This is a genomic window from Shewanella sp. FJAT-52076, assembly GCF_019457455.1.
GTDB lineage: Bacteria > Pseudomonadota > Gammaproteobacteria > Enterobacterales > Shewanellaceae > Shewanella > Shewanella zhangzhouensis.
Window position 1 is genome coordinate 2,647,211 of the sequence record NZ_CP080415.1, and the last position, 24,064, is coordinate 2,671,274.

Below are 24,064 nucleotides of genomic sequence, written 5' to 3' on the forward strand. Positions count from 1 at the left end.
ACACTCTCACAGTTTTAGGCGGTCAGCTTACGACGCACAAAGGCCAGAGGTGCCAGCAACAAGGCCAACCAACCCATGGAGCCAGCCGGATCCGGATTATCAGTGATGGACACTGACACCAGAGTCGAGTCGCTGTTGCCCTGGGTATCGGTCACTGTCAGGTTGAAGGAAACTACCTCGGCCGACTCCACCCACGGGGCTTTAAACTTGAGAACCGGCGCCGTCATGTCACCTTTGACGGTTTGACCACCCAGTTGAATCCACTGGTAGCTCAGCTTGTCACCGTTGGGGTCGAAAGACAGACTGCCATCGATAGTCAGAGTGGCACCTTCATGAATACCCACAGGGGCATCCACCTTGGCAACGGGTTTCGCTTCCAGTACATCAAAGCTGTAGCTGTCGCTGATGACTTTGGCGGTTGCATTGTCCACTGTGTTGGTCAGCACCAGTTCGTTGCCTGTGCTGGCCTTACGTGGAATAAGGTCAAAACTCACTTCCTGCTCGGCGCCGCCTGAGGGCAATTCCACAGTCCAGCTGATGTTTTGTCCTTCCAACACGCCTTTATGGCTGATGTTTGCCACTTCGGCATTGGCAGGTACAGCAGCGGTCAGTTTATAACTGCGGGTTTCCTGGGTTTTGTTGGCTGCAATGGTGTTGACCATCTTGATGGCTTTACCGGGCACAACCTCACCATTGAGTACCGTTTGGGCGGAAGGAACCACATCGTCGGCCACACGGGTAAACACCAGTGGCAGATTCAGGGTTGCCACCTTGGTATCTGAGGTTTGCAGCATAACGACTGCCAAGCCATCATCCCCGGGCAAAGCCTGCAGATCCCACGCCAGATTCAGGTTGAAATCGCTGTTGTCACCGGTCAGCGCCACCTGGAAGTTATCCATGGCTTCTTTACCCAGAGTCAGGGTTTTGAGGCCGTAAACATCTTCAATACCGGCGCCTGATGCCTGGTAGTTTTGCACCACCACAAAGTAATCACCGGCACCCGGGTTGCTGATAAGCACTGACTCATTGGAGCCGCTGCGTGCAGAGCTTGCCACTACTTTCATGCCACTGCCGTCGTTGTAGAGCACATAAATGTCCAGATCCGGCGAGGTGGTATAGGCAATGGACGCAGTGAAGTAAAGCGAACCTGCTTCTACGGCGTACTTGAATACATCGACCTGTTTCAGGTCGTCAAACGGCTTGTCGTTGGTGCTGTCTTCGCCCAGCTTCGACTCGTCAGTTGCAGACAGGGCGATACCGGCAGATGCCACTTTCACGTCAGGCAAATCCAGAGCCTTCAGACCACGGATGTTCATTTCATCCGCGCTGCGGCCGGCATTCACCGTCAGTACAGCTGGCAAATTACGGGTTGACGCCTTCACCACGACGGGCATGGCCGCGGCAGGATGCTCAGCCGACGTCAGGTTCAGATTGGCAAAACCCCAGCCTTCTCCCAGTTTGGTCACGTCGGCGGTCACGGTAATGATTTGACTTTCGCCTTTCTTGAGACTGAAGTTGGCCGGGGTCACTGTGTAAGCCACATCGCCAGTAACCTTCTCCATGCTTGCAGCCCAGTCACCATCCTGGGTGGCCGTGACTTTACGGCTCCAGCTACAGCTGTTAACGCACTTGCTGTCCTGCATGGAAGGCAGGTTGAGTTTACGTGGATCACCACCGGTATCCGGGTTGGCAATCTCGTAGTTCAGTGCAGTCTCGTCCATCACCAGACCCGTCTGGGCCGCGAGGTCAACGCGAATGCGACCAGCGCCCACATCGAATGGGTCGGCCACTGTGCTGCCATCGGCCTTCTTCATGGCCTGGGCACCGGTTGCAGTCAGCATCAGGGCTGAGCGAATGTTGTCTGGGGTCCATTCTTTGTGCAGTGACTTCAGCAGCGCACCGGCACCGGCCACATGGGGGCTCGCCATGGACGTGCCTGACATCAGGGTAAAGTCGGCAGGATCAGTGCCGGTCTTATCATGACCATACTGCTCATCAGCATAGGCCGCGTATATATCTGAGCCTGGCGCAGCCACATAGGGCACCATCACATCAATGGACGCATTGGGGCCCAGCAATGATGAGGCAGACAACACATCCGCCGCTTTTTCCTTGATGGCCAGCGCGGGGTCAATGGTCACTGTCAGTTCTGGGTTCTTGGAGAGCAATGCAACTATGGCAAGGCCATCCTCATTGCCGATGCCCACGGCAGGAACTGTCGCATTTTCCAGTCCAGCCATACCGAAACGGGCGTTACCCGTGCCATCTCTGTTGAACACCACCACGCCCTTGGCGCCAGCGGCAACGGCATTGGCTACCTTATCAACAAAACCACAGGTACCGCGTTTGATCAGGGCTATTTTGCCCTTGAAGGCATCGGCGGCAAATGTGTTACAGCCTTCGAAATTGGCAGCATCCAGCGCACCGGCATACACCAGATTGCCGCTGACGGCTTCTACCAGGGCAGGACCCGATGGAGTGAAATCGAACTTGGCATCCCCCAGAGTCAGTTGCTGGGCGATGTCACGGTTATGGGTGGAGTTGGCTACTGAGGTATACCAAGGTGCATGCTTGGGTGTGGTGTAAGGCACCTGGGCGATGTTGGCGCGGGTGTTACCGGCCGCGGCAGCCACAAAGATACCCGCGTTACGGGCAGCCAGGAAACCCAGCTCAACGGCGCTGCGCCATGGATGACCACCGCCACTGATGGAGTAGTTCAGTACATCCACACCGTCCTTCAGGGCATCATCCAGGGCTTTGAGGGTAGCCGACGTCGGGCAGCCGCTGTAAGTATCACCTGAATTGCCGGGGCGACAAATTTGGAAGGCAACTATGTTGGCGTGGGGTGCCACACCAGAGATTTGTTCAAACTTGAGGCCGGTGTCGATACCATCACCCACCAACTTATTCACTTCACCGCTGACAAATGGCACATCCTTGAGAATGTTGCCTGCCGCAGTGCTCGCTACGTGAGAGCCGTGTCCGCCATAGTCTTCACCATTTTTAGGTGGTGGCGTTGCACCAAAAACAGCGGCGTCATCGTAGATGTCGGTGATATCCGGGTAGCTGTGCACACCGATGAGCTTGTCGTTACACATGGAAGCGAACTCGCCACTGCAATCACCGGAATAGATCCCCTGGCCCCAGGGGTTGGTATGATCATAACCATCACCACCCACATCCGCGAAGGATGCATGGTCCGAGTTGATACCCGAGTCGATGATGCCAACAATCACGCCTTCACCCATGGCTTTTACGCCGGTGGCACTGCCGTCCCAAATGTTGGGAGAGCCAATAAGACTCTGGCTGGCGTCGGTTTCCAGTTGCTCCAGACGCTCGCGCTCAACAAATGCAACCTCTGCCATTTCAGACAGTTTCTGTGCCTGAGCCTGGGTCATGCGTACAGCAACGCCGTTAAAGGCATATTGGAAACTGGTTACCACGTCCAGCTCACCACCGGTGGCTGCGGCCGCTTTCAGTACAAAGCTATCCTGTCTGAATTTCAGAAAGCTGGCGTAGGCACGCACTTCAGGTGCACGAGCGTTCAGCTTGGTATGGGTGTCGGCCCCGGTTGCACGGGCGAATTGAGGGCTGGTCGCTTTAAAACCTGCGGTTTCGCCTTTGTAATTGGCAACGGCGCTGTCCTTCAAACTGACGATATAGGTATAAACGCCCTCTTCCAGATCAGGTTCAAAAACAAATTTTGGCAATGCCGTGGTTGAGGTATCGCGGGCACTGAAATTTTTCAGTGCTTCTGACAATTGCACATCACTGCCGGCCTGAGCAGGGTGTTGGGCTGCAGTAGCGCCACTGAATAAGGCCATGGAAATAGCCAGGGCTAATTTTGTTTTCACGTTATTGCTTCCTTTATCATTATTTGCTGTCAGACAGAAATATCCCATCTCTGGTACGTTAATTTATTGATTTCTCAATAAACCGAGTACTGTTCTGATAATATTATGTGTCCCGGAAGCGTGATGTGTATCACGTATAGATACAGGTTTAAATATTATGTTAATTAGCATTATTCATCATTTAACATTTAAATCATAAAGCAGAAACAAATACCGCAAGCAATACTGTTTAAATACTTAAAGAAGAAACCTTAAAATACTGCTTTTAAATGGATTGTTATTGGTACGCGTGACCAATTAACTCAATATTTCACCAAGTAATCTGAATAAATATTTTTATTTCAAACTGTTTCACAAACCTCAAATTAAACAAATTATCAACAAATAAAAAACAATATCATTCAGGGTTAATTACAAATAAAATAAAAGCCCCATTACGGGGCTTTGTTGGAAGGCGGCAAGTTAACTCAGACTGCGTCGGGTTGATTTTCCGGCAGTGCGTCTATAAATGCCTGAGTGGCATTACAGCGGGCCTCGATTCGAAGAATATTTGGATAATTATCCAATGGCACATTAAACCGGCGGGCATTGTATACCTGCGGAATAAGACAAGCATCCGCCAGCGTTGGGATATCACCAAAGCAATATTGGCCACTGTGGCGGGCAAGCAGTTTTTCAAATGCCGTGAATCCTTCATGGATCCAATGGTGATACCAGGCGTTTTTCACCTCATCACTGAGCCCCATATCACCACTGAGGTACTGCAGCACACGAAGATTATTCAGCGGGTGAATTTCACAGGCAATGGCAAGGCACATGGCTCTGACCGTCGCCTTGTCGGCGGCAGACGCAGGCAGCAGAGGCAGCCCCATACCTGTATCTTCAAAGTACTCCATGATGGCCAGTGACTGGGTCAACACTGTGCCATCATCCAGCACTAACGATGGCACCAGATGTTGTGGGTTAAGCACCACATAATCGTCGCTGTGTTGTTCGCCACCATTTTTCACCAGATGCACCGACAGCTGCTCGGCATCCAGTCCCTTGAGGTTCAGTGCAATACGCACCCTATATGCAGCGCTTGAGCGCCAGTATCCATAAAGTTTCATGCTGTTCTCCTCTGCCGTACCGGTAGCCGACATTCCGTAGGCCACAATACACAAAACGGGGCCGAGGCCCCGTTTTTCATCACTCAAGGCATCACGCCTTGTAGTCAACCACCTGCTGATCGATGGCACCGAAAATGCTGTTGCCGTCGTCATCGAGCATTTCAATACGTACCCGATCGCCAAAACGCATAAAGGGGGTGGAGGCTTTGCCATCGGCAATCACTTCCAGCATGCGCTTTTCAGCGAGACAGCTTGAGCCGGCGCTGCGGTCGTAGTTGGAAATGGTACCTGAACCAATGATGGCACCGGCGCCCAGCGGACGGGTCTTGGTAACGTGGGCCACCAGCTGGCTGAAGTTGAAGGTCATGTCCACACCGGCATTGGGCTTACCAAAGAGTTCACCGTTCAGGTGAGTGATAAGAGGCAGATGTACCTTGCTGTCCTGCCACTTGTCACCCAGTTCATCCGGGGTTACTGCCACGGGAGAGAAGCTGCTTGAAGGCTTGGATTGGAAGAAACCAAAGCCCTTGGCCAGTTCGGCCGGGATCAGATTACGCAGTGACACGTCGTTCACCAGCATCAAAAGCTTGATGTGTGATGCGGCGTTTTCGGCAGAGATCCCCATGGGCACATCGTCGGTTACCACGGCGATTTCAGACTCGAAGTCGATACCCCAGTCTTCACTGCCCATTTCAATGTTGCTGCGCGGTGGAATAAAGCTGTCGGAGCCGCCCTGATAAAACAGTGGATCGGTCCAGAAGGTTTCGGGCATTTCAGCACCACGGGCCTTACGCACCAGCTCAACGTGGTTTACATAGGCACTGCCATCGGCCCACTGGAAGGCCCGTGGAAATGGCGACAGGCACTTGGTTTCGTCAAAATCGACGGTGTTTTCAAGCTGACCTGCATTGAGCGCATCGTACAGCTCGGTAAGCTGAGGGCTGAGCAGTGCCCAGGCATCCAGCAGCTGCTGCATGGTGTGAGCAATGGCGGGTACGGCTACGGCCTTGGTCAGGTCACGGCTTACCAGCATCAGCTGACCATCGCGGCGACCATTGTTATATGTGGCTAATTTCATTCTCTGCTCCTGTCCTCGCAACGCGCCAGTCCGGGCACGATGCGGTTTTTAATGGCGTAACAAATACCCCAAGGCGCGAACCTTTGAAATAGCGTGACTCAAATCACAATTCGCGGGGATTAAGCATCTTTTGTAAACTTTTAAATACAGCGAGAAGTGACCCCTGATGGCATGCCCCTCGCCACTCATTACCGGTGATAAATTGCCCGGCTGACTGGCAAATTCTTTTTACACCGAATCAGCGCTTCTTGCTTATCTTGTATTCCCGCAGCTTGTTGGCGATGGCCGTATGGCTTACCCCCAACTTCTTCGCCAGCTGGCGGGTGCTGGGGTATGCCGGGTAAAGGCGTCGAAGCAAGCTGGACTCAAACTGGCGCATGGCCTCATCCAGGGTGCCTTCAAACTGATTATCAAAGTAACCAAAGCCTTCGGCGTAAGAGGGTAATTTAAGCTGCTCCACCGTAAGTTCTGCCGAGCCATCCCACATGGACACGGCACGGAACACCGCGTTTTTCAGCTGACGCACATTGCCCGGCCAGGCATAGGTGAGCAGGTGATCACGGCAATTGGGGGAAATCCGCCTCATGGGACTGGAAAGTTGCTGACTGTAATGCTCAAGAAACATTTCGGTCAGCGGAATAATGTCCACCTTGCGCTCTCTGAGGGATGGCATGTGGAAGGAAAGCACATGGATGCGGTAGTAGAGATCCTCGCGAAACTCCCCCATCTGGCACAGTTCAGCGAGATTTTTCTGACTGGAGCAGATGATGCGCACATCGGCCCTCACCTCTTCATCCCCGCCAATGCGTCTGAAAGACCCTTCGGTCAGCAGCCTCAGCAGCTTAACCTGAGCCGCTTTGGACATTTCGGCGATTTCATCGAGGAATACGCTGCCACCCTTGGCTTCTTCGAACAGGCCGCGTTTAACGATGTGACCATCGCGCACAAATCCGAATAACTCTTCCTCTGCCGCGCTGTCGGGCAAGGCGGCACAGTTGATGGCAATAAAGGGGCGCTCACGGCGCATGCTGGCATCATGGCAGGCTCTGGCCATCAATTCTTTGCCGGTGCCGGTTTCACCTGTGATGAGTAAGGGCGCGTCCAGTTGTGCCATGCGTTTGGCCTGCTTGAGCACTTCTTTCATCTTGTCGCTGACGGCCAGCACATTTTCAAAGCCCGTGGTTTGGTTTTGCAGGGCATTAAACTGTTTGCCTACCCGGGCGGGGGATTTAAGCGACACCACGGCGCCGGCAAGAATGCTCTTGTCATTCTCATCGGGCAGGTAAATGGGCAGCATCTCAGCCAGATATTCGTTCTGACCTATGTGGACCCGGGTCGCCTGGGCAAGCACCTGGCTTTCACTGAGCCAGCGCCCAAAGCTGAAGCCCTGCACCCAGTGGTTCAAAGACTCTTCCACTACCTCGTGTTCTTTCATGCCGAGCGTCATCAGCGCAGATTCGTTAACGATGCGCACCCTGCCCTTCACGTCGATGGAGAATACCGAGTCTGGCAGGGTTCTCAGCAGGGTTTTCAGCGCATAGTGTTCCTGCTCTGACGGCATAAAGGCCACCGTACGCACATCGTGCACACTCTCGACCTTACGGATTTGCGGCATCAGGGCACTCAAGGTATCGAAGCTGACCTCGGCAAACTGGAAATACAGGAACCCCCGGTTACTGGCATCGATGGCAAGCAAATTGATACCGTACTTTTCCAGTACAATAAGAATATCCTTGGCGAGCCCAACCCTGTCCTGACAACTCACTTCCAAACGCATATGTGAATGTATCCCTTTTGTAATCTTGTTTTTGGGAGTGGGGACCTCGTGTCCGCGATTGGCCGGGATCCCGCTGGAGTACCTGGCGCTATACGGTAGAAGGTATTGAGAAAAGTGGCAAGTCTTGTTTACAGAACTCAGATTCAACCATAAAAAAATCAGCGCCTAACTTTACGTAAGGCGCTGATTTAATTTGAATCTAAATCAGTTCAGCAACTGGTCTGTCTTGGCTGCCATGATGAAGTCGTTACGATGCAGCCCCTTGATGGAGTGAGACCACCAGGTCACTGTCACCTTGCCCCACTCAGTGAAAATACCGGGATGATGGAATTCTTCTTCGGCAAGGTCCGCCAGCTTGTTGGAGAAGGCCATAGCCAGCTTGAAGTTTTTGAACTTGTACACACGCTCCAACTGCATGACGCCGTCGCGCACTTGTACGCTCCAATCGGGGATCATCCGGATAAGTTCAGCCAGTTCGGCGTCGGTGACCTTGGGGGCGTCAGCCTGACAGGCTTCACACTTCATGGATGCTAATTCGCTCATTACTGCTCCTTTAATAATTCTTGTCTTTATTTAAACGGCCTTGGCCTTGGGCTCAAACAAGGGGGCGTGCAGCCCAAGTTGTCTGGCGCGGGTGACGGATTGCATGATGTCCATACGGGCAATCTCATCAAGGAAATCAATATGTTCAATTTCATAATACACGGGCTGCATAATATCAATGCGATAAGGTGTCCGCAGCACGTCCAGCAAATCAAACGGCTTTCTTAAGGGCTTATCACCCATGGCGTAGAGGGTTTCACCGGGTGAACTCAGGATGCCGCCGCCGTAGATACGCAGCTCACCATCCCGGGGCTTCAGGAGGCCAAATTCCACGGTAAACCAATACAGCCTGGCCAGATACACCCGTTCTTCCTTGGTAGCAGCCAAACCCAGCTTGCCATAGGTGTGGGAGAAGTTGGCAAAGGCAGGATTGGTCAGCAATGGGCAATGACCAAAGATTTCATGGAAAATATCCGGCTCTTGCAGGTAATCAAACTCTTCGCGGCTACGGATAAAGGTGGCCACCGGAAACTGGCGACTTGCCAGCAGTTCGAAAAAGCGCTCGAACGAAATCAGTGCCGGTACCGCGGCCGTTTTCCAGCCAGTGGTATCCAGCAGCACCTCATCAACTTCTGCCAGTTGTGGCACTCGGTCTTTGGGCAGTGCCAGGCGGTCCAGACCATCCAGATATTCCTGACAGGCGCGTCCCGGCAGATTCACTGCCTGACGTGCATAAAGCTCTGCCCAAATTTCGTTTTCCTGATCCGGATAGGCAATAACGCCGTGCGCATCAGGTTTGCGGGCAACATACTGTGTACTCATCTCAGGTTTCACTTCAGGTTAACTTCAACCCCCCAATAGTGTTCCAAGGGCGAATTTTTGTTAACTGCCTCACGTTTTATTCCTAAGACCTCTGCTAGTGAATTTCGTAAAGCTTTTATTACAATCACAATACAGAGCAGTAACCAATTCGCGGGTTTGATGCGTATTTTTGACGGGGTGACATCTGGAATGAACATGGCAGGTTTCCGTTTGCTCAAACAGGTGAAAAATTTAGCGAATTCACCTTGCGGTCAATGGTTTTTCACCAAGGCTCCATTACAATAGGCACAGATACAGATGCCGTAAAATCCGCGGCCGGAATCGACAAATCCCTTTTTGCACAGTTGCTAAGGAACACCATGAGACAAACCAAAATCCGTAAGGCCGTGATCCCTGTTGCCGGTCTGGGTACCCGGATGCTCCCTGCCACCAAGGCCATCCCCAAGGAGATGCTGCCTGTGGTGGATAAGCCACTCATCCAGTATGTGGTCAGCGAAGCCGTGGCAGCCGGGATTAAGGAAATTGTCCTGGTAACCCACGCCAGTAAAAACTCCATCGAAAACCATTTCGATACCAGTTTCGAGCTCGAAGCCCAACTGGAGCGCAGGGTAAAACGCCAGCTGTTGGATGAAGTTCAGGCCATCTGCCCTAAAGATGTGACCGTGATAAGCGTACGCCAGGCACAGGCCAAAGGCCTGGGGCATGCTATCCTGTGCGCCCGCCCCGTGGTGGGGGACGAGCCCTTTGCCGTGCTCTTGCCCGATGTGATTATCGACGGCGCCAAGAGTGACCTGACCAGTGAAAACCTCGCGGCCATGGTGAGACTCTTCGATGAAACCAGCACTGGCCAAATCATGGTAGAAGCCGTTCCCCATGAGATGGTGAATCAATATGGTATTGCCGACGTCAAAGGCCATCAGTTGGTTAACGGCGAATCCGTGCCCTTGGAAGCATTGGTCGAAAAGCCCCCGGTAGACGAAGCCCCTTCCAACCTTGCGGTGGTGGGTCGTTACGTTCTGCCTGCTGAGATTTGGCCTTTGCTGGCACGCACTCCCGCCGGCGCCGGCGATGAAATTCAACTGACCGATGCCATCGCCATGCTGATGGAATCCGTTCAGGTAAATGCCTATGGCATGGTGGGAAAGAGCCATGATTGTGGCAACAAACAGGGTTATATGCAGGCCAACGTAGAATACGCGCTGCGCCACCCCGAACTTGGTAAGGAATTTTCCAAGTATCTGAAACAACTGGTTAAAGGACTCAGCTAAGGATGACGATTTTGGTGACCGGCGGTGCCGGCTACATAGGTACCCACACAGTGGTGGCCCTGCAGCAGGCCGGTATGGAAGTGTTGGTTCTGGACAACCTATCCAATGCATGTGTCGAAGCACTGAACCGGGTCGAACAGATCACGGGACAGGCGGTGCCCTTTGTGCAGGGGGATATTCTCGATAAGCCCCTGCTCAAAAAAATCTTTATGGATAATGACATAGATGCAGTAATCCACTTTGCCGGCCTCAAGGCTGTCGGCGAATCGGTTGCCCAGCCACTGCGCTATTATGAAAATAATGTCACCGGCACCCTGGTACTTTGCCAGGTAATGGCCGAATTTAACGTGAAACAGCTGGTGTTTTCCTCTTCGGCCACCGTGTATGGCGATCCGGCCAGCCTACCCATCACTGAGGACTTCCCCACAGGTGCAACCAATCCCTATGGCCAGTCCAAGCTGATGGTGGAGCATATTCTGGCCGACCTGCACCATTCGGATCCCAGCTGGAATATCGCCCGCTTGCGCTATTTCAATCCGGTGGGTGCCCATGAAAGCGGGCTGATTGGCGAAGATCCCAATGACATCCCCAACAACCTGATGCCCTTTATCAGCCAGGTTGCCGTAGGCAAACGGGAAAAACTGTCAATTTTTGGCAATGACTACCCCACCCATGATGGCACGGGCGTGCGGGATTATATCCACGTGGTAGACCTGGCAGACGGCCACCTGAAAGCCCTTGAAAAGCTGAGAATCCAACCGGGTCTGGTCACCTACAATCTGGGCACGGGTCAGGGCTACAGCGTACTGGATATGGTCAAGGCCTTTGAAAAAGCCTCGGGCAAAGCCGTGCCCTATGAAATAGCCCCACGACGCCCCGGCGACATCGCCGCCTGTTATGCTGATCCCGGCAAAGCCACCCTGGAACTGGGCTGGAAAGCACAGCTCTCAGTGGACGAGATGGCCGCCAGCAGCTGGCGTTGGCAGTCCGGCAATCCCAACGGTTATCGATAAGATTCAGGCCCTCCGGGGCCTTTTGCCTATGAATGAGAACATTAATTTAAGTCGCCGCCGACTCTTCAGCCGCCGCAAGGACAACGCCCTGCGACCTCCTTTTGTGCGCGATGATGTGGAGTTTACCGATCTGTGCAGCCGCTGCGGCGACTGCATAACTGTGTGTGAGACGAAGATCATCGTCAAGGGAGAAGCGGGATTCCCCGAAGTTAACTTCGACAACGCCGAGTGCACCTTCTGCGGGGAATGCGCCAAAGTCTGCCCCGAGCCCATCTTTGCCCTCGATAAGTCCCCACCGTGGACACTCGTAGCCAGCATCCAGGAGTCGTGCCTCGCTCACAGGGGCATCTGGTGCCAAAGCTGCAAAGATGCCTGCGATGCCAGTGCCATCCGCTTCACGCCGACTCTGGGTCGTGCCCCCACGCCGGAATTATTGCTCGATGCCTGTACCGGCTGCGGCGCCTGCGTGGCTCCCTGCCCAGCCGATGCCATTGTGATGATAAAACCCCAGGCCACTCCTCAGTAGGCTCCGCTAAAAGCTGGTCAGGGCGATTACACACTTTGAGGTAACGCCTTGGTTAAAAATGGGGAAAGGGTGATTAGCACCGGGACATGTCGATGGTTCGGACTGAATCCCCTAATCCCCTATTCCCTTAATCTCCTAATCCCCAATTCCCCTTATCCCATTTTCCCGCTCCACCACTCCCGCCCGCTCAAGCCACTTGGTCGCAGCGACGCGCCATCGCCAAACATCGCCTCGGTGTTGTCGGTGTAAACCGACGGCTAAGAAGGGAGATCTGAGCCAAATTTCTGACATAAGCGCCAAATATTAGTGGTTTGCACTGGCGCAAATCGGGAGTAACATCCATCAAACAAATTTCTCATACTTCGGAATTACCTCCAGAACTATGTTTGGAAAAAATACTAAATCCAGCGCTGGCCTGACTTTCATTTCTCCCGGCACCCGCCTCAGTGGCGAAACCCGTTTCGAGGGCGACGCCCTCATTGGCGGTGAACTTCTGGGCAACGTTGAAGCTCTCAACAAGATAACCATTGAACCGGGTGGAGTTATTGACGGGGTGCTGAAATGCACCGAGCTTAAAGTGTCCGGGCAATTCAAAGGTAAACTCTTCTGTGAAAAGCTCATCATTGCCGGTGGCGGCACGGTTGAGGGAGAGGTCAAATGTGACCGCATGGAAATCTTCGAAGGCGGCCAGTTTGTGGGATTCAGGACCCGCGAAAGCATGAGCGGCGAACTGCTTGAAGCCCAAAAAACCGACAACCGGAAAGAGTCTCAGGTACTGCTGCGTCAGGAAACCGCTTGATTGACATCCAGCCTTATCAAGGCAAGGTGCTGACACTCGCTTCTTAAAATGTTGTATTCACTCAAACGCGGCACTGGCCGCGTTTTTTGCTCCCCTTTCGCACAAAGTTAAGTGATTGTTAAAAACATGACATTTATCAAAGCCACCGTCAGCAAGCTTTGCTAGTGTAATTGCATCAACCACCCTCTTTTTTGCTCTCGATGAATAAGCCTTTGGATAAACAACTGGCAGAGCTCGATATTTTCTCACTGCTGCTCTTTCGCGCCATCTTCGAGACCGGGCACGCCAACATCGCGGCCCGGCAATTGGATGTGTCTGCCCCAAAGGTCAGCCGGGCACTCGCCAGCTTACGACTTATCTTTGCCGATGAGCTCTTTTATCGCCGTCAACAGGGCTTCAGACCAACGCCGCTGGCAGAGCAGATCTATCCTGCCATTCGCGAGCTTACCGACGGTATTAATCTCCTTGGCATGCAGCTTAAAGACCATCAGGCATTCCACAGGCAAGAGTGTCAGATATTCGACCTTGCCGTCAGCTCCGGGATCCTCACGACTCTGGCGTTGGAATTCAACCGCAGAGAAGGGCTTTGCCCTTCGGTGGTGTTACATCATTGGCAGGAAAATACAGCCGATAGAATACATGCCGGCGAACTGGATTTGGGCCTGGCTTTGGCGCCTGAACCACACACAGAGCTCAGTTATGAACGCCTTTGCGACGCCCCAGGGCTTTGTCTTGTCGGAGCGGCCAATCACCCGATTTGGCAACATACCGATATCTGCCTTGAACACATCTGCGAATATCCGTTTCTGTGTATGAACTACCCCGGATTCAACGATAAAGTTGACCCACTGGAGCTGTTTTGCCACAGGGAAGGCTTGGTTCCACCCACGGTGCTGCGGGTGTCGGATAAAGAAGAGTGGTTTGGTCATCTCCTGTGCCAACACAGCCTGGCATTTGCCTCGCCGTTGGAATGGGGATTACTGAATGCCTTGCCGGGTGTCGAAGTCAAACATCTGTCTGCAAAGGAAATTTCCCGTCTGCACAGCGGTTCCGCCGTACCCGGCCTTTACCTAATCGAAAAGCCAGCCCACCACCGCAGATACAGCCCAGACGACAGGGAAAAACTGCTGCACATTATCTCCCTCACATTGGGGTTGGTAACGGAAGAACATCCGGTAAATTTCAGCATCTAAAATTACCAATTACCCAAATCGAAATTCACAAATAAGAGTTTGAAAGCCTGTTTCACACATTTGAAACAGACTCGCAACTACCACTTTATATATATATTCATCGTCCTATAGTGGAAATACTGCAATAGCAGTCTTAAAGGCTATAAAGGGACGCGATGATGAAAAACTACAACAGATCACTGCTGACGATAGCACTCCTAAGTGCTCTGACCCTTACCGCGTGCGGCGACGGTAAAGATGGTCAGGACGGCGCACCTGGTACTCCGGGCACTCCCGGTACCCCAGGCGAACCTGGTAAACCAGGTACCCCAGCCGGCTCGTTCGTAACCAGTGCAGATAAAGCCGTAGATGTGACTTTCGAAATACTCCCAGCCGACATCAATGTGGCTGGCTCAGGTGACTTTGCGATTAAATTTAAAGCCATGGGCAAAAACGCTCAAGGCAGTTCAGTCCCCTTCTCTGGGCTGGACATGGTTTCTCTGTATTCAATGACCCTGGCGGCCAACAGCTCTGGTAGCGGCGCACCACTGGAATGGGTGAACAATGCCATGGTGCAGGACCTGGGATCTTCCATGTACTGTACGCTTACTGGCACCTATAGCTCCCGTGGACAAACCGGTAATGCCTGTACTCTGGTGGAGGATGCCGACGAGCCCGGCACATATACAGGTACCTGGACCCATGACGGTGCTGCGCCCATCATGAATCCCAATGATGATCTCAATGCTACCCACCGCCTGTTCCTGCGAGCATACAACGTCAAAGACAGCGGCGGCACTACATTGGCTGACAAGGTGCTCTCTGACAGACTGGACTACGTGCCAGCCACGGGTGCCATTGTTGAAGCCACCGGTAAAGACACAGTGACCGACGCAGCCTGTATCAGCTGTCACGGCAACGTGGACGGCCGTATTGCCAAAATTGAAGCACACCACAACTATCAAAGTGTGGAAAACTGTATCGCCTGCCACAACCCCGACAACCAACCCGATGAAGATCAGCTCGCCGAAGGCTGGCTGTTTGATTTCGGCCCCATGATCCACCGTCTCCACGCCGGACACCATATCAGCGACTTCCTCTCTGGCGAAGCCAAAGAATACTTCGGTGAACTGGGTTTCCCAGGCGAGCTGCGTGAATGTACCAGCTGTCACAACAACGGTCCTTCCTGGAGCAATAACCTGTACCGTCAGGCGTGCGTTGGCTGTCACATCAACGTTAACTTTGAAACCGGTGAAGGCCACTCTGATTTCGACCTGGCACAAGCCGACGATACCCAGTGTAAATCCTGTCACTCCAGTGGCAGCTTGAGCCCAGCGATTGCGCACAAGGTAGGCAACAGGGCAATTGAGCAAGAGCAAGTCGTGCTTGATTTCCAAGGTGTGACAGTGACAGACAATGGCGACGGCACAAGCGCACTCACAGTAAAAACCAAGGTGACTATTAATGGTGCAACACCTGCCGATGGCACTATGCTGGATCCTTACATGCCACGTCTGTCTACTGGTCTGCTAATTGGTAATGTTGACACAGAAGGCAATCCAATACGTGGATTGGGCATGCCTGTCAATGGCGTAGCAATGACAGGTGGTATCCTGACAACGACCAAGAGCTTCACGTCTTCGCGTCTGACAGGCTCTCTCTACGTGACTGCAGAAGTGATGGTATGCGGAGCGGGCGGTAAAGCCGTGATGTGTGCCAATGGCGACTACACAGAAGTATCTGCCAGCGCCCATGTTAAATACTACAACCTGGATGATCCGGACGCGGCAGCGCTGCAAGCACGAATGAGCGACTTGGACCGCGTCACCGTGAGCGAAGCCAAATGTAACAGCTGTCACAACAACCTCACTCACATTAAGGCACCACGCCACGGTGTGAGCGAGTTTACCCAGTGTATGGATTGTCACAACAATAGATACCCTGGTTCATACCATGGCAATGTTGAATACAACACTGGCGAAGTTGATGCCGATGGTAATCCAATAATGGCACCTGTTGAAGGGTTAACCTACAGCAACCGCGATCTGGTGACAGTTGCACACCGTTTCCACTCTGGAACATTCGGTGGTGGCATTTACCTCGATAAAAACATGGAAACTGCCGGTTACCCAGCCCCAGCGACAGACTGCAGCGTATGTCACAAAGACGATGCACAGTTCTTCGCCAACGACGGTGGTTTAACCTCAGGTAAGCGTTCAATTCAGGTCTCCTCCACAGAGTACATTACCCCAGTGGCCGAAGCCTGCCGTACTTGCCACGCTCACTCAGATGGCGCCGCACTGGCCCACTTCAAGAGCAATGGTGCTTACGTTCAGGGTGAACCTGCTACCACCAGCAATCTGCCGGTAGAAAGCTGCGCCACCTGTCACGCAGAAGGTAAAGCTTACGGTATTGATAAGGTGCACGCAGAGGCCTCTCACTAAGAGGGTACCTTAGGGCTGCCCTGCAAAGCCCAGTTCTCTGCAAACCCATCGGGGGCCTTCGGGCCCCCGTTTTCATTCCTGATTGCTATGGCTGATTGCTAAGGCTGATTACTGTGGCTGAGTTGCAGCGCTTTGAACTCCCTGAGCCTTCTGGCAACAATCACTGGCTCATCATCCAGGGCATCGGCGGGGATATAGAGGTGATAGCCAAGCTGCTTATCCAGCAGCAGGCAGCGATGACCAAACATCGCCAGTACGCCGCGATACCGCTCGCCATGGGTGAGCAAGGGGGTAAATTCGGCGCCAAGCTGGGTTTCGAGGGACTCGAGAGTGTCGTCCTGTGCGGCGGCCGTCATCAATAACGGGCGCTGCTCGGATAAAAGCCCGGTGGCGAGCCTGGGGGAGATACAATCAAGCACCGGATTGATTTTTTTCACTTTAATGCCGATAAAAGGCAGGTCCAAACTGTCCAATCCCTGGCTGACGCGGGGCACATCGATGCGCTGAATGTTCTCCCACTCGAGCCGATATTGCCCTCTGCGGTGAAAAAACACCAATCCCTCAGCGTCGCCTTTGAGAGACTCTGGAGGCTGCGACACCTTGGCATACCCCAGCACCAGGCCCACTGCACCGAGAGTGAAGAGCACCAATCCCGGGCCAAACCAGTGTCTGGCAGCGATAAAAATTATCAGCGAAACACACAACAGCAGCGCACTTATTAACGTTAAGGTGATGCCGTTGCGCTTGGTGGCTGCGACGATGGAAAAATGCCCGTTGTTTTGCTCTGTCATGCTCCGTACCTCAACTCAAACCACAGGGTGCCAACATATTCATGAATGGCCTTTTGCGAACTGTACAAAGCGTCGGCATTGAGTCGCCACCAGGTGGATTGACGCGCGGTAAAGTCGGTGGGGGCTGCGTCTGCAGTAAGGCCCTCGTGGGCAACCATGGCCATAGCCCTTGGCATATGGGCTGCTGAGGTGACAAGTCTTATGGGCACGTCCAGCCCCAACGCCTTAATCTGCCGCGCCTCTTCCAGCGTGTCCCTGGCAAGGGGCAAGGCAATTATCTGCACCTCGGGCACCCCAAGCTCCATCGCTGCCAGCTTCATCACCTCTGCATGGGCCAAACGATTGAAGTCACTGCGATAGCCGCTCACGATGAGGGTGCAATCCTGTCCCAGTGACATTTGTTTAAGACCTTCCGTCAGACGGGCAAGCGCCACCGGTGACAACTGCTGCACTGCGCTGCCGTGGATGGCATCATCATGCTCGGAACCGAGAACCGACACCACGCAATCGCCCACAATAGGCCTTGGGTTGGCGCTGTAGCGCTTCTCGAGCGGTGTAATCAGCAAATTGCTGCCGAAAGTGGACGATAAAAACACCAACGCCGCGATGGAAAACATCAGGAGTGACCGTGCCAGAACGCGTCGTCGCCACAGCAAAAACACCAACAGCAACACCAGCACCAAAAGTGGAATGGGCATCACCAGCAGAGAGAGGATCTTTTTAAGTAAAAACATGGATAAATATTGCCTTAACGCGGATGAGGCAAGAGCTTACCCAAGGAGAGAAGTTGTGGCTACCTGAAAAAACGCCTTGCCGGCATGAAAGCGGACAAGGCGTTTTCTGTGTGATGGATGGGGAGCAGCGATACCCGGATCAGCGCTTTTCCCACAGCCACGCGGCGCCGCGGACACCGGAGGAGCAGCCATAGAGGTTTTGTACCACAGGGGTGCGACACTCTCGGCCCACCACATACCTGGGCAGAATGGCTGGCAACCGGGCATAAATAGCCTGCACATTGGACATGCCGCCGCCAAGCACAATGGCATCGGGGTCGAGCATATTGATCACATGGGCGAGTGCGCGGGCCAACCGGTCCAGATAGCGGTCAAACACTTGATTGGCGAGCTCGTCACCGGCATCTACCAGAGACATGATCTCCGCGCCATTTTGGGCTGTGCCGCCACTGGCCCTGAAATCACGCACAAAGCCGGTGCCAGAAACAAAGGTCTCGATACAATCTTTGTTGCCGCAAAAGCATTCAGTGGTATTGAACTCATCGGGGCGCATCCAGGGCAAGGGGTTATGGCCCCACTCACCACCAATGCCGTTGCCGCCTTCATGCACCCGGCCATCGAAGGCAAGCCCGGCGCCGCAACCTGTGCCTAAAATCGCGCCAAATACCACGCGTTTCCCGGCAGCTGCGCCATCCACGGCCTCAGACACTGCAAAACAGTTGGCATCGTTGGCGACCCGCACTTCCCGGTTAAGTAATGCCCCCAGGTCGCGGTCGAGGGGATGACCATTAATCCAGGTCGAGTTGGCGTTTTTCACCAGCCCGGTATAGGGAGAAATAACACCGGGAATGCCAATACCAAGGCTACCCTTGGTGCCCAGCGTGGCCTCGGCTTCATTTACCAGGGTCACCACCGCATTCAGAGTGCCCTGATATTCTCTTGGTGTAGCAATACGCTTGCGGAAAAGCTCACTGCCATCTTCACCCAATGCCACCAGCTCAATCTTGGTGCCACCGAGATCCACCCCCATTCGCATCATCTGCTTTCTCCACTTCAGCCTGAGCTGTTAATCACCGTTCCATCCCGGCGCAGTTGCCATAAACCAGGGATTAAGAAGCTGTTCTTTTTTGTTGTAAACCAGTGGGTTGGTTTCCCCATACACCACCACCCTGCCCCCGGCGCTCTCCAGCACCGCCTGAGCGGCTGCCGTATCCCACTCACTGGTTGGCCCCAGTCGGGGATACAGGTCGGCCCGCCCTTCGGCAAGCATACAAAACTTAAGCGAGCTGCCAACGCTGAGAAGCTCATGGTCGCCAAGCTCATCCAGATAACCCGCCATCTCGGCAGACTGATGTGAGCGACTGCCAACCACCACGGGAACCTCGCGTTTTTGTGCGCAGCCCTGCAATGGCAGATGCTCACCCTGACGCTCAAGCCAGGCACCGAGTCCATTTGCACCGAGATAACAGGTATCCAGCACAGGCGCAAACACCACACCAGCCACGGCAACGCCATCTCTCACCAGTGCAATATTGACGGTGAACTCACCGTTGCGCTTGATAAACTCCTTGGTGCCATCGAGGGGATCGATAAGGAAGTACTCCTGCCACTGACGACGGCTTTCCCAATCGATGACGGCCTCTTCGGACAGCACTGGCGTGTGCGGGAAGGCCTCAGCGAGCTGCTCAATTATCACGGTATGGCTGGCCAAATCAGCGGCAGTCACCGGGCTGTCGTCGCTTTTTTGGATCACTGCCACGTCATCCTGCCCGTACACTGCCATTATGGCCGCACCGGCCTGACGGGCAATCTGCCCCAGTCTATCCAGTGTCGTTTTATCCAATGCCACCAATGTCATATATCCTCCTGCGCTATGCGGTCCGTGATTTTCTGGCCAAGCAAAAACCGCCATTATGCCATCGGCACCGGGCAGGAAATAATAACAATTTCGTTAAATTCAGTGCCAAAGATACTAAGGCAGCACCTGCTTTGAGAAAAGGGTTGCCAGTGGCTGTGCATTCGTATTCACGGCAAACACGGGTGGCCCGGCCGCCATATCCGGCGGCAAGGTCTGGCAGCACCATCAAACTGCGAGTTCAGAGAACCGGCCTGAAATAGCGGATAAGTTCATCGAGGTGTTGATGGCCACGTAGCTGCAGAAAGTGCAGCAACGCCATTGGGTTCTCATTTAATAGTCGCTGGCGGGGATAATCGGCGGCATCCACAATGGCAAGCGAGCGGTCAAATCCCCCCAAATCAAATGCAACGTGGGCATCTGACCCCATGACGAGCTGAGCGTCTAATTTGGCTGCCATCCTGGCAATGGCAAGACAATTCTCTTCACTGCCTTTACGGGATGCAGTAAAGGACGAGTTGTTGATTTCCAGCGCCACATTGCACGCCTTGGCAGCGCCGACTACAGCTTTGATATCAATGGGATATGCCGGATTGCCCGGGTGGGTAATGATATCCACCAGCCCCGACTCCATAGTGGCAATCATGGCGCGGGTGTGGGTCAGTTTATCACTTGGCGCAAATACAGGTTCGTGAAAGCCAGCCTGCACCAAATCGAGCTCGGACAGATACTCACCGAAATAATCGATTTCGCCCTTGTCATTCATGATATTGGCTTCGATACCCCGCAGAATTCCCACCCCATGCCAAACCCGCGGCAGCACGCGTAAATTCACAAAATGCCAGAAATGCGGTGCATCTTTCATGGCCGGGCCATGATCCGTGGTGGCAAAGAGGCGAATGCCCTTTTCCTTCGCCACTGCCAGATAATCATGGATGGTACTGTAGGCATGGGTGGATGCCACTGTGTGGGTATGGGTATCGACCGGAAACTGCATAGATTCCTCCTCAGCATCTTTTGGACCACTTTAACAGCGTTTTGCAGTGACTTTCGAGACACCAGGCTGTTTTTACTACGTGGCTTTTGTTCATGAAGCCAACATAACAACAGCCTGGTGTCTAAAATAACGACAATCTCCATAGCGCGCCCCAACAGCGCAAACAGCAACAGGACACATATGCCCTTGTCCACAGACAATAAAGTCAGCTTCACCCTGAGTTTTGTATCTTGTATGCTGGTTGGCACTGTGTTTTAACCCTGAAGCTGCCATGAAATTACCCCAACTCCTATCCGGATTCTTACTGACACTGCCCTTGCTGGCCTGTTCTCAGGCTGAAGCTCCAGCTCAAGCGGAAGCTCCACAAAAGACTGAAGCTTTGCAAGCAGCAACGCCATCATCAGATAAAGGGAATACCTCCGCAAAGCCACAGAACGACTACGCCAAAGATGCCCTGCCCACAGGCGACAGCAGTCGTACTTCGTTGGATTGGCCCGGCAGCTATGAAGGCGTGGTTCCCTGCACCAGCTGTGAAGGCATCAACACCCGCCTGGTGCTCAATAGTGATGGTACTTATCTGCTCGAGACTCAGTATCTGGGTGAGCAAGAAGCCGGAGCCGAGCCAGAGGTATTTGAAGAGCGTGGCAGTTTCCGCTGGAACGCCAGCGGCGGCGCTATCCAACTTGAAAGCGGCGCCTGGTATCAGGTAGGTGAAAATCAGCTGTTTATGCTGGACCGTGACGGCAAGCGCATCACGGGCGCCCTTGCTGACCACTATCGCCTCGGCAAACAGCTGTAAGGCTGTAGCCAAGAAGCAAAAACGCGCCCAGAGGCGCGTTTTTTATGTGGGTGGTTCAGGGATTAAAGTAGCCCAAGTACCAGTCAGCAAAGCCCTTTACCCCCTCTTCAATTGCGACCTTCGGGCGTACGCCGGTGATCGCAAACAAGTCCTCAGTATCCGCCCAGGTGGCTTTCACATCGCCATCCTGCATCGGCAAAAACTGCTTGATAGCCTTACGGCCGAGGGCATTTTCGAGGGTTTCAATAAAGTGCATCAAAGACACAGGGCTTCCGTGGCCGATATTGAGCACCCGGTACGGCGCCGAACTCTCCGAGCTTTTGCCGCTTTCCACCGACCAACCTGGCGATACTGCGGGCGGCAGCGGCAACACACCCACCACCCCTTCAATGATATCGTCGATAAAGGTAAAGTCGCGGCTCATATCGCCCTGATTAAACACCTTGATGGGCTCACCCGCCATGATGGCCCTGGCAAACAGCATGGGCGCCATATCCGGCCTGCCCCAGGGGCCATAGACGGTAAAAAAACGCAGCCCTGTGCAGGGCACGCCATAAAGGTGGGCGTAACTGTGTGACATCAGCTCGTTGGCTTTTTTGGTGGCCGCGTAGAGGGACACCGGATGGTCGACAGAGTCACTGGTGGCAAAGGGCAGCTTTTTATTCAGCCCATACACAGAGCTGGATGAAGCATATACCAGATGCTTTACCCCGCTTTGGCGGCAACCCTCGAGAATATTGAGGTGCCCCACCAAATTGGCATCGGCATAGGCATGGGGATTATCGATGGAGTAGCGCACCCCGGCCTGAGCACCAAGATGCAGCACCCAATCGGGCTTTAAGGTATCGAAAAGCGTTACAATCGCCCCGCGGTCGGCAAGCTCCATTTTCTGAAACTGAAAGTGGGTATGAGATTCAAGAGCGGCCAACCTCGCCTGCTTCAATGAGACATCGTAGTAATCATTGAGATTATCGATGCCATACACCTGATGCCCCTCGGCAAGCAGCCTGTTGCATGCGGCAGCGCCGATAAAGCCCGCCGCCCCTGTTACCAACACTTTCATGGAGTGGATCACTTAATTCCCCTTACACTGCCATAAATCATCAAAGTACCTTGCGCACATCAGGATGTTTTACCGACCGACCACGGCCAATGCCGTAATAGGCAATACCCTTGGTTTCAAGCCGTGCAGGGTCGTACAGGTTGCGGCCATCAAAAATCACCGGCTGCTTGAGCAGACGTTTGATTTCATTAAAGTCCGGCGCCCTGAAACTCGACCACTCGGTGCACACGATAAGACCATCTGCGCCACTGAGCGCCGCTTCCTTGGTGCCAAGCAGCTTAAGCTCGTCGCGTACACCATAAATGCGCTGTGCTTCAGCCATGGCTTCGGGGTCAAACGCCTGCACTGCGCCGCCTGCTGCGATAATCGCCTCAATGACCACCCGACTTGGCGCCTCACGCATATCATCGGTCTGGGGTTTAAACGACAGTCCCCAAAGCGCAAACACCAGCCCGGATAAGTCTTCGCCAAAGTGCTGTTTCACCAATTCCGGTAAACGCTGCTTTTGCTTGAGATTAACCGCTTCAACTGACTTGAGCACCCGAGCGTCAACGCCAATTTTTTCGGAGGTTTTCACCAAGGCTTTAACGTCTTTAGGGAAACAGGAGCCCCCATAACCACAACCGGGGTAGATAAACTGATAACCGATGCGCGGATCTGAACCGATCCCCTTACGCACCATTTCGATATCGGCGCCAAGGTGCTCGGCGATATTCGCCATCTCATTCATGAAGGAAATTTTGGTGGCCAGCATGCAGTTGGCCGCATACTTTGTCAGCTCGGCGCTGCGCACATCCATAAAAATCATGCGGTCGTGATTGCGGTTAAAGGGCGCGTAAAGCTCCCGCATCACGTCCTGGGCGTCCTGTGAATCGCTTCCCACAATGATGCGATCAGGTCGGCGGCAGTCATCAAGAGCTGCCCCTTCTTTGAGAAACTCAGGGTTGGAGACTACATCCACACAGATATTCAAGTCCCTTGAGACCAATTCAGCCGCAATGGTGTCCCGCACCTTATCGGCCGTGCCCACAGGTACTGTGCTTTTGTTGACCACAATTTTGGGGTCAAACATGTGCAGCCCAATGTCTTTCGCCACCGCCAGCACATGGGCCAGGTCAGCGCTGCCATCTTCATCCGGGGGCGTACCCACAGCGATAAAAAGCACCTCACCATGGGCAACACCGGCAATGGGATCGGTAGAAAATGACAAACGCTTATGGGCAGTTTGTTCCTTTACCAAGGCTTCGAGACCTGGCTCATAAATCGGGATCTGACCTTTATTGAGGCGCTCAATCTTGGCTGCGTCTATGTCCACGCACAGAACATCATGACCGACTTCGGCAAGCACTGCACCCTGAACCAAACCAACGTAACCTACACCAAACACTGTGACTTTCATCGGTGTTCCTACTACTTCTCA

At 53.5% G+C, this 24,064-nt stretch carries 20 protein-coding genes; 7 read left to right on the forward strand and 13 right to left on the reverse strand.

The window, feature by feature from the left end; all coding sequences use genetic code 11:
• Positions 1-14: 14 nt before the first annotated feature.
• From K0H79_RS11535 to phhA, 6 genes are all read right to left on the reverse strand, one after another.
• The gene (locus tag K0H79_RS11535) at positions 15-3,854 is read right to left on the reverse strand and encodes a S8 family serine peptidase (protein WP_258405378.1); all 3,840 of its coding nucleotides are present in this window, start codon (positions 3,852-3,854) and stop codon (positions 15-17) included.
• Positions 3,855-4,321: 467 nt separating this feature from the next.
• Positions 4,322-4,963 carry a maleylacetoacetate isomerase gene (maiA, locus tag K0H79_RS11540; RefSeq protein ID WP_220075890.1) on the reverse strand — a complete coding sequence of 214 codons (642 nt, stop codon included), beginning with the start codon at positions 4,961-4,963 and terminating at the stop codon, positions 4,322-4,324.
• Between the two features lie 91 nt (positions 4,964-5,054).
• Complete coding sequence (locus K0H79_RS11545) at positions 5,055-6,041, reverse strand: fumarylacetoacetate hydrolase family protein (RefSeq protein ID WP_220075891.1); 987 nt, start codon at positions 6,039-6,041, stop codon at positions 5,055-5,057.
• Positions 6,042-6,279: 238 nt separating this feature from the next.
• Positions 6,280-7,818, reverse strand: a complete 1,539-nt coding sequence (tyrR, locus tag K0H79_RS11550; protein ID WP_011760333.1) for a transcriptional regulator TyrR — start codon at positions 7,816-7,818, stop codon at positions 6,280-6,282.
• Positions 7,819-8,022: 204 nt separating this feature from the next.
• Complete coding sequence (locus K0H79_RS11555) at positions 8,023-8,361, reverse strand: 4a-hydroxytetrahydrobiopterin dehydratase (protein ID WP_220064945.1); 339 nt, start codon at positions 8,359-8,361, stop codon at positions 8,023-8,025.
• 30 nt (positions 8,362-8,391) lie between these two features.
• Positions 8,392-9,183, reverse strand: a complete 792-nt coding sequence (phhA, locus tag K0H79_RS11560) for a phenylalanine 4-monooxygenase (protein ID WP_220064946.1) — start codon at positions 9,181-9,183, stop codon at positions 8,392-8,394.
• 359 nt (positions 9,184-9,542) lie between these two features.
• Between phhA and galU the strand changes: the two genes are divergently transcribed.
• The 6 genes from galU (at position 9,543) to K0H79_RS11590 (ending at position 16,405) form a co-directional block, all read left to right on the forward strand.
• On the forward strand, positions 9,543-10,451 hold the full coding sequence (gene galU / locus K0H79_RS11565) for a UTP--glucose-1-phosphate uridylyltransferase GalU (RefSeq protein ID WP_220064947.1): 909 nt from the start codon (positions 9,543-9,545) through the stop codon (positions 10,449-10,451).
• A 2-nt stretch (positions 10,452-10,453) separates the two neighbouring features.
• Entirely contained in the window at positions 10,454-11,464 is a 1,011-nt protein-coding gene (gene galE / locus K0H79_RS11570) for a UDP-glucose 4-epimerase GalE (RefSeq protein WP_220075892.1), read from the forward strand.
• 28 nt (positions 11,465-11,492) lie between these two features.
• Positions 11,493-11,990 (forward strand): ferredoxin-type protein NapF, encoded by a 498-nt coding sequence (gene napF / locus K0H79_RS11575; RefSeq protein WP_220075893.1) that lies wholly within the window; start codon positions 11,493-11,495, stop codon positions 11,988-11,990.
• 382 nt (positions 11,991-12,372) lie between these two features.
• On the forward strand, positions 12,373-12,789 hold the full coding sequence (locus K0H79_RS11580; protein ID WP_220075894.1) for a polymer-forming cytoskeletal protein: 417 nt from the start codon (positions 12,373-12,375) through the stop codon (positions 12,787-12,789).
• A 212-nt stretch (positions 12,790-13,001) separates the two neighbouring features.
• Positions 13,002-13,982, forward strand: a complete 981-nt coding sequence (locus tag K0H79_RS11585; RefSeq protein WP_220075895.1) for a LysR family transcriptional regulator — start codon at positions 13,002-13,004, stop codon at positions 13,980-13,982.
• Between the two features lie 155 nt (positions 13,983-14,137).
• Positions 14,138-16,405 (forward strand): OmcA/MtrC family decaheme c-type cytochrome, encoded by a 2,268-nt coding sequence (locus tag K0H79_RS11590; RefSeq protein ID WP_220075896.1) that lies wholly within the window; start codon positions 14,138-14,140, stop codon positions 16,403-16,405.
• Between the two features lie 98 nt (positions 16,406-16,503).
• On the opposite strand, the gene K0H79_RS11595 is transcribed toward K0H79_RS11590, so the two are convergent.
• The 5 genes from K0H79_RS11595 to K0H79_RS11615 all read right to left on the reverse strand — a co-directional run bounded on the left by K0H79_RS11595 (position 16,504) and on the right by K0H79_RS11615 (position 20,782).
• Positions 16,504-17,196, reverse strand: a complete 693-nt coding sequence (locus K0H79_RS11595; protein ID WP_220075897.1) for a DUF2982 domain-containing protein — start codon at positions 17,194-17,196, stop codon at positions 16,504-16,506.
• Complete coding sequence (locus K0H79_RS11600) at positions 17,193-17,930, reverse strand: YdcF family protein (RefSeq protein ID WP_220075898.1); 738 nt, start codon at positions 17,928-17,930, stop codon at positions 17,193-17,195. The genes K0H79_RS11595 and K0H79_RS11600 overlap by 4 nt, the downstream gene beginning before the upstream one ends.
• A gap of 139 nt (positions 17,931-18,069) precedes the next feature.
• Positions 18,070-18,969 (reverse strand): fructokinase, encoded by a 900-nt coding sequence (gene mak / locus K0H79_RS11605; RefSeq protein WP_220075899.1) that lies wholly within the window; start codon positions 18,967-18,969, stop codon positions 18,070-18,072.
• Positions 18,970-18,996: 27 nt separating this feature from the next.
• On the reverse strand, positions 18,997-19,788 hold the full coding sequence (cysQ, locus tag K0H79_RS11610; RefSeq protein WP_220075900.1) for a 3'(2'),5'-bisphosphate nucleotidase CysQ: 792 nt from the start codon (positions 19,786-19,788) through the stop codon (positions 18,997-18,999).
• 238 nt (positions 19,789-20,026) lie between these two features.
• Positions 20,027-20,782: a phosphatase gene (locus K0H79_RS11615; protein ID WP_220075901.1), complete on the reverse strand. Its 756-nt coding sequence runs from the start codon at positions 20,780-20,782 to the stop codon at positions 20,027-20,029.
• Positions 20,783-21,053: 271 nt separating this feature from the next.
• Here K0H79_RS11615 and K0H79_RS11620 point away from each other — a divergent pair, with 271 nt between their 5' ends.
• Complete coding sequence (locus K0H79_RS11620) at positions 21,054-21,581, forward strand: copper resistance protein NlpE (protein ID WP_220075902.1); 528 nt, start codon at positions 21,054-21,056, stop codon at positions 21,579-21,581.
• A gap of 55 nt (positions 21,582-21,636) precedes the next feature.
• On the opposite strand, the gene K0H79_RS11625 is transcribed toward K0H79_RS11620, so the two are convergent.
• Both K0H79_RS11625 and K0H79_RS11630 read right to left on the reverse strand, forming a co-directional pair.
• On the reverse strand, positions 21,637-22,644 hold the full coding sequence (locus K0H79_RS11625; RefSeq protein WP_220078151.1) for an NAD-dependent epimerase: 1,008 nt from the start codon (positions 22,642-22,644) through the stop codon (positions 21,637-21,639).
• Positions 22,645-22,684: 40 nt separating this feature from the next.
• A complete protein-coding gene (locus K0H79_RS11630; RefSeq protein ID WP_220075903.1) occupies positions 22,685-24,043 on the reverse strand; it encodes a UDP-glucose/GDP-mannose dehydrogenase family protein in 1,359 nt (452 codons plus the stop codon).
• Positions 24,044-24,064: the final 21 nt, after the last annotated feature.

Excerpts from the sequence above, each read along its gene's own strand:
- K0H79_RS11625 (WP_220078151.1), bottom strand. The coding sequence starts at position 22,644 with ATGAAAGTGTTGGTAACAGGGGCGGCGGGCTTTATCGGCGCTGCCGCA.
- phhA (WP_220064946.1), bottom strand. The coding sequence starts at position 9,183 with ATGAGTACACAGTATGTTGCCCGCAAACCTGATGCGCACGGCGTTATT.
- K0H79_RS11590 (WP_220075896.1), top strand. The coding sequence starts at position 14,138 with ATGATGAAAAACTACAACAGATCACTGCTGACGATAGCACTCCTAAGT.
- tyrR (WP_011760333.1), bottom strand. The coding sequence starts at position 7,818 with ATGCGTTTGGAAGTGAGTTGTCAGGACAGGGTTGGGCTCGCCAAGGAT.
- galE (WP_220075892.1), top strand. The coding sequence starts at position 10,454 with ATGACGATTTTGGTGACCGGCGGTGCCGGCTACATAGGTACCCACACA.
- napF (WP_220075893.1), top strand. The coding sequence starts at position 11,493 with ATGAATGAGAACATTAATTTAAGTCGCCGCCGACTCTTCAGCCGCCGC.
- K0H79_RS11545 (WP_220075891.1), bottom strand. The coding sequence starts at position 6,041 with ATGAAATTAGCCACATATAACAATGGTCGCCGCGATGGTCAGCTGATG.
- galU (WP_220064947.1), top strand. The coding sequence starts at position 9,543 with ATGAGACAAACCAAAATCCGTAAGGCCGTGATCCCTGTTGCCGGTCTG.
- maiA (WP_220075890.1), bottom strand. The coding sequence starts at position 4,963 with ATGAAACTTTATGGATACTGGCGCTCAAGCGCTGCATATAGGGTGCGT.
- K0H79_RS11555 (WP_220064945.1), bottom strand. The coding sequence starts at position 8,361 with ATGAGCGAATTAGCATCCATGAAGTGTGAAGCCTGTCAGGCTGACGCC.
- K0H79_RS11615 (WP_220075901.1), bottom strand. The coding sequence starts at position 20,782 with ATGCAGTTTCCGGTCGATACCCATACCCACACAGTGGCATCCACCCAT.
- K0H79_RS11620 (WP_220075902.1), top strand. The coding sequence starts at position 21,054 with ATGAAATTACCCCAACTCCTATCCGGATTCTTACTGACACTGCCCTTG.
- K0H79_RS11600 (WP_220075898.1), bottom strand. The coding sequence starts at position 17,930 with ATGTTTTTACTTAAAAAGATCCTCTCTCTGCTGGTGATGCCCATTCCA.
- K0H79_RS11580 (WP_220075894.1), top strand. The coding sequence starts at position 12,373 with ATGTTTGGAAAAAATACTAAATCCAGCGCTGGCCTGACTTTCATTTCT.
- K0H79_RS11595 (WP_220075897.1), bottom strand. The coding sequence starts at position 17,196 with ATGACAGAGCAAAACAACGGGCATTTTTCCATCGTCGCAGCCACCAAG.
- K0H79_RS11630 (WP_220075903.1), bottom strand. The coding sequence starts at position 24,043 with ATGAAAGTCACAGTGTTTGGTGTAGGTTACGTTGGTTTGGTTCAGGGT.
- mak (WP_220075899.1), bottom strand. The coding sequence starts at position 18,969 with ATGATGCGAATGGGGGTGGATCTCGGTGGCACCAAGATTGAGCTGGTG.
- cysQ (WP_220075900.1), bottom strand. The coding sequence starts at position 19,788 with ATGACATTGGTGGCATTGGATAAAACGACACTGGATAGACTGGGGCAG.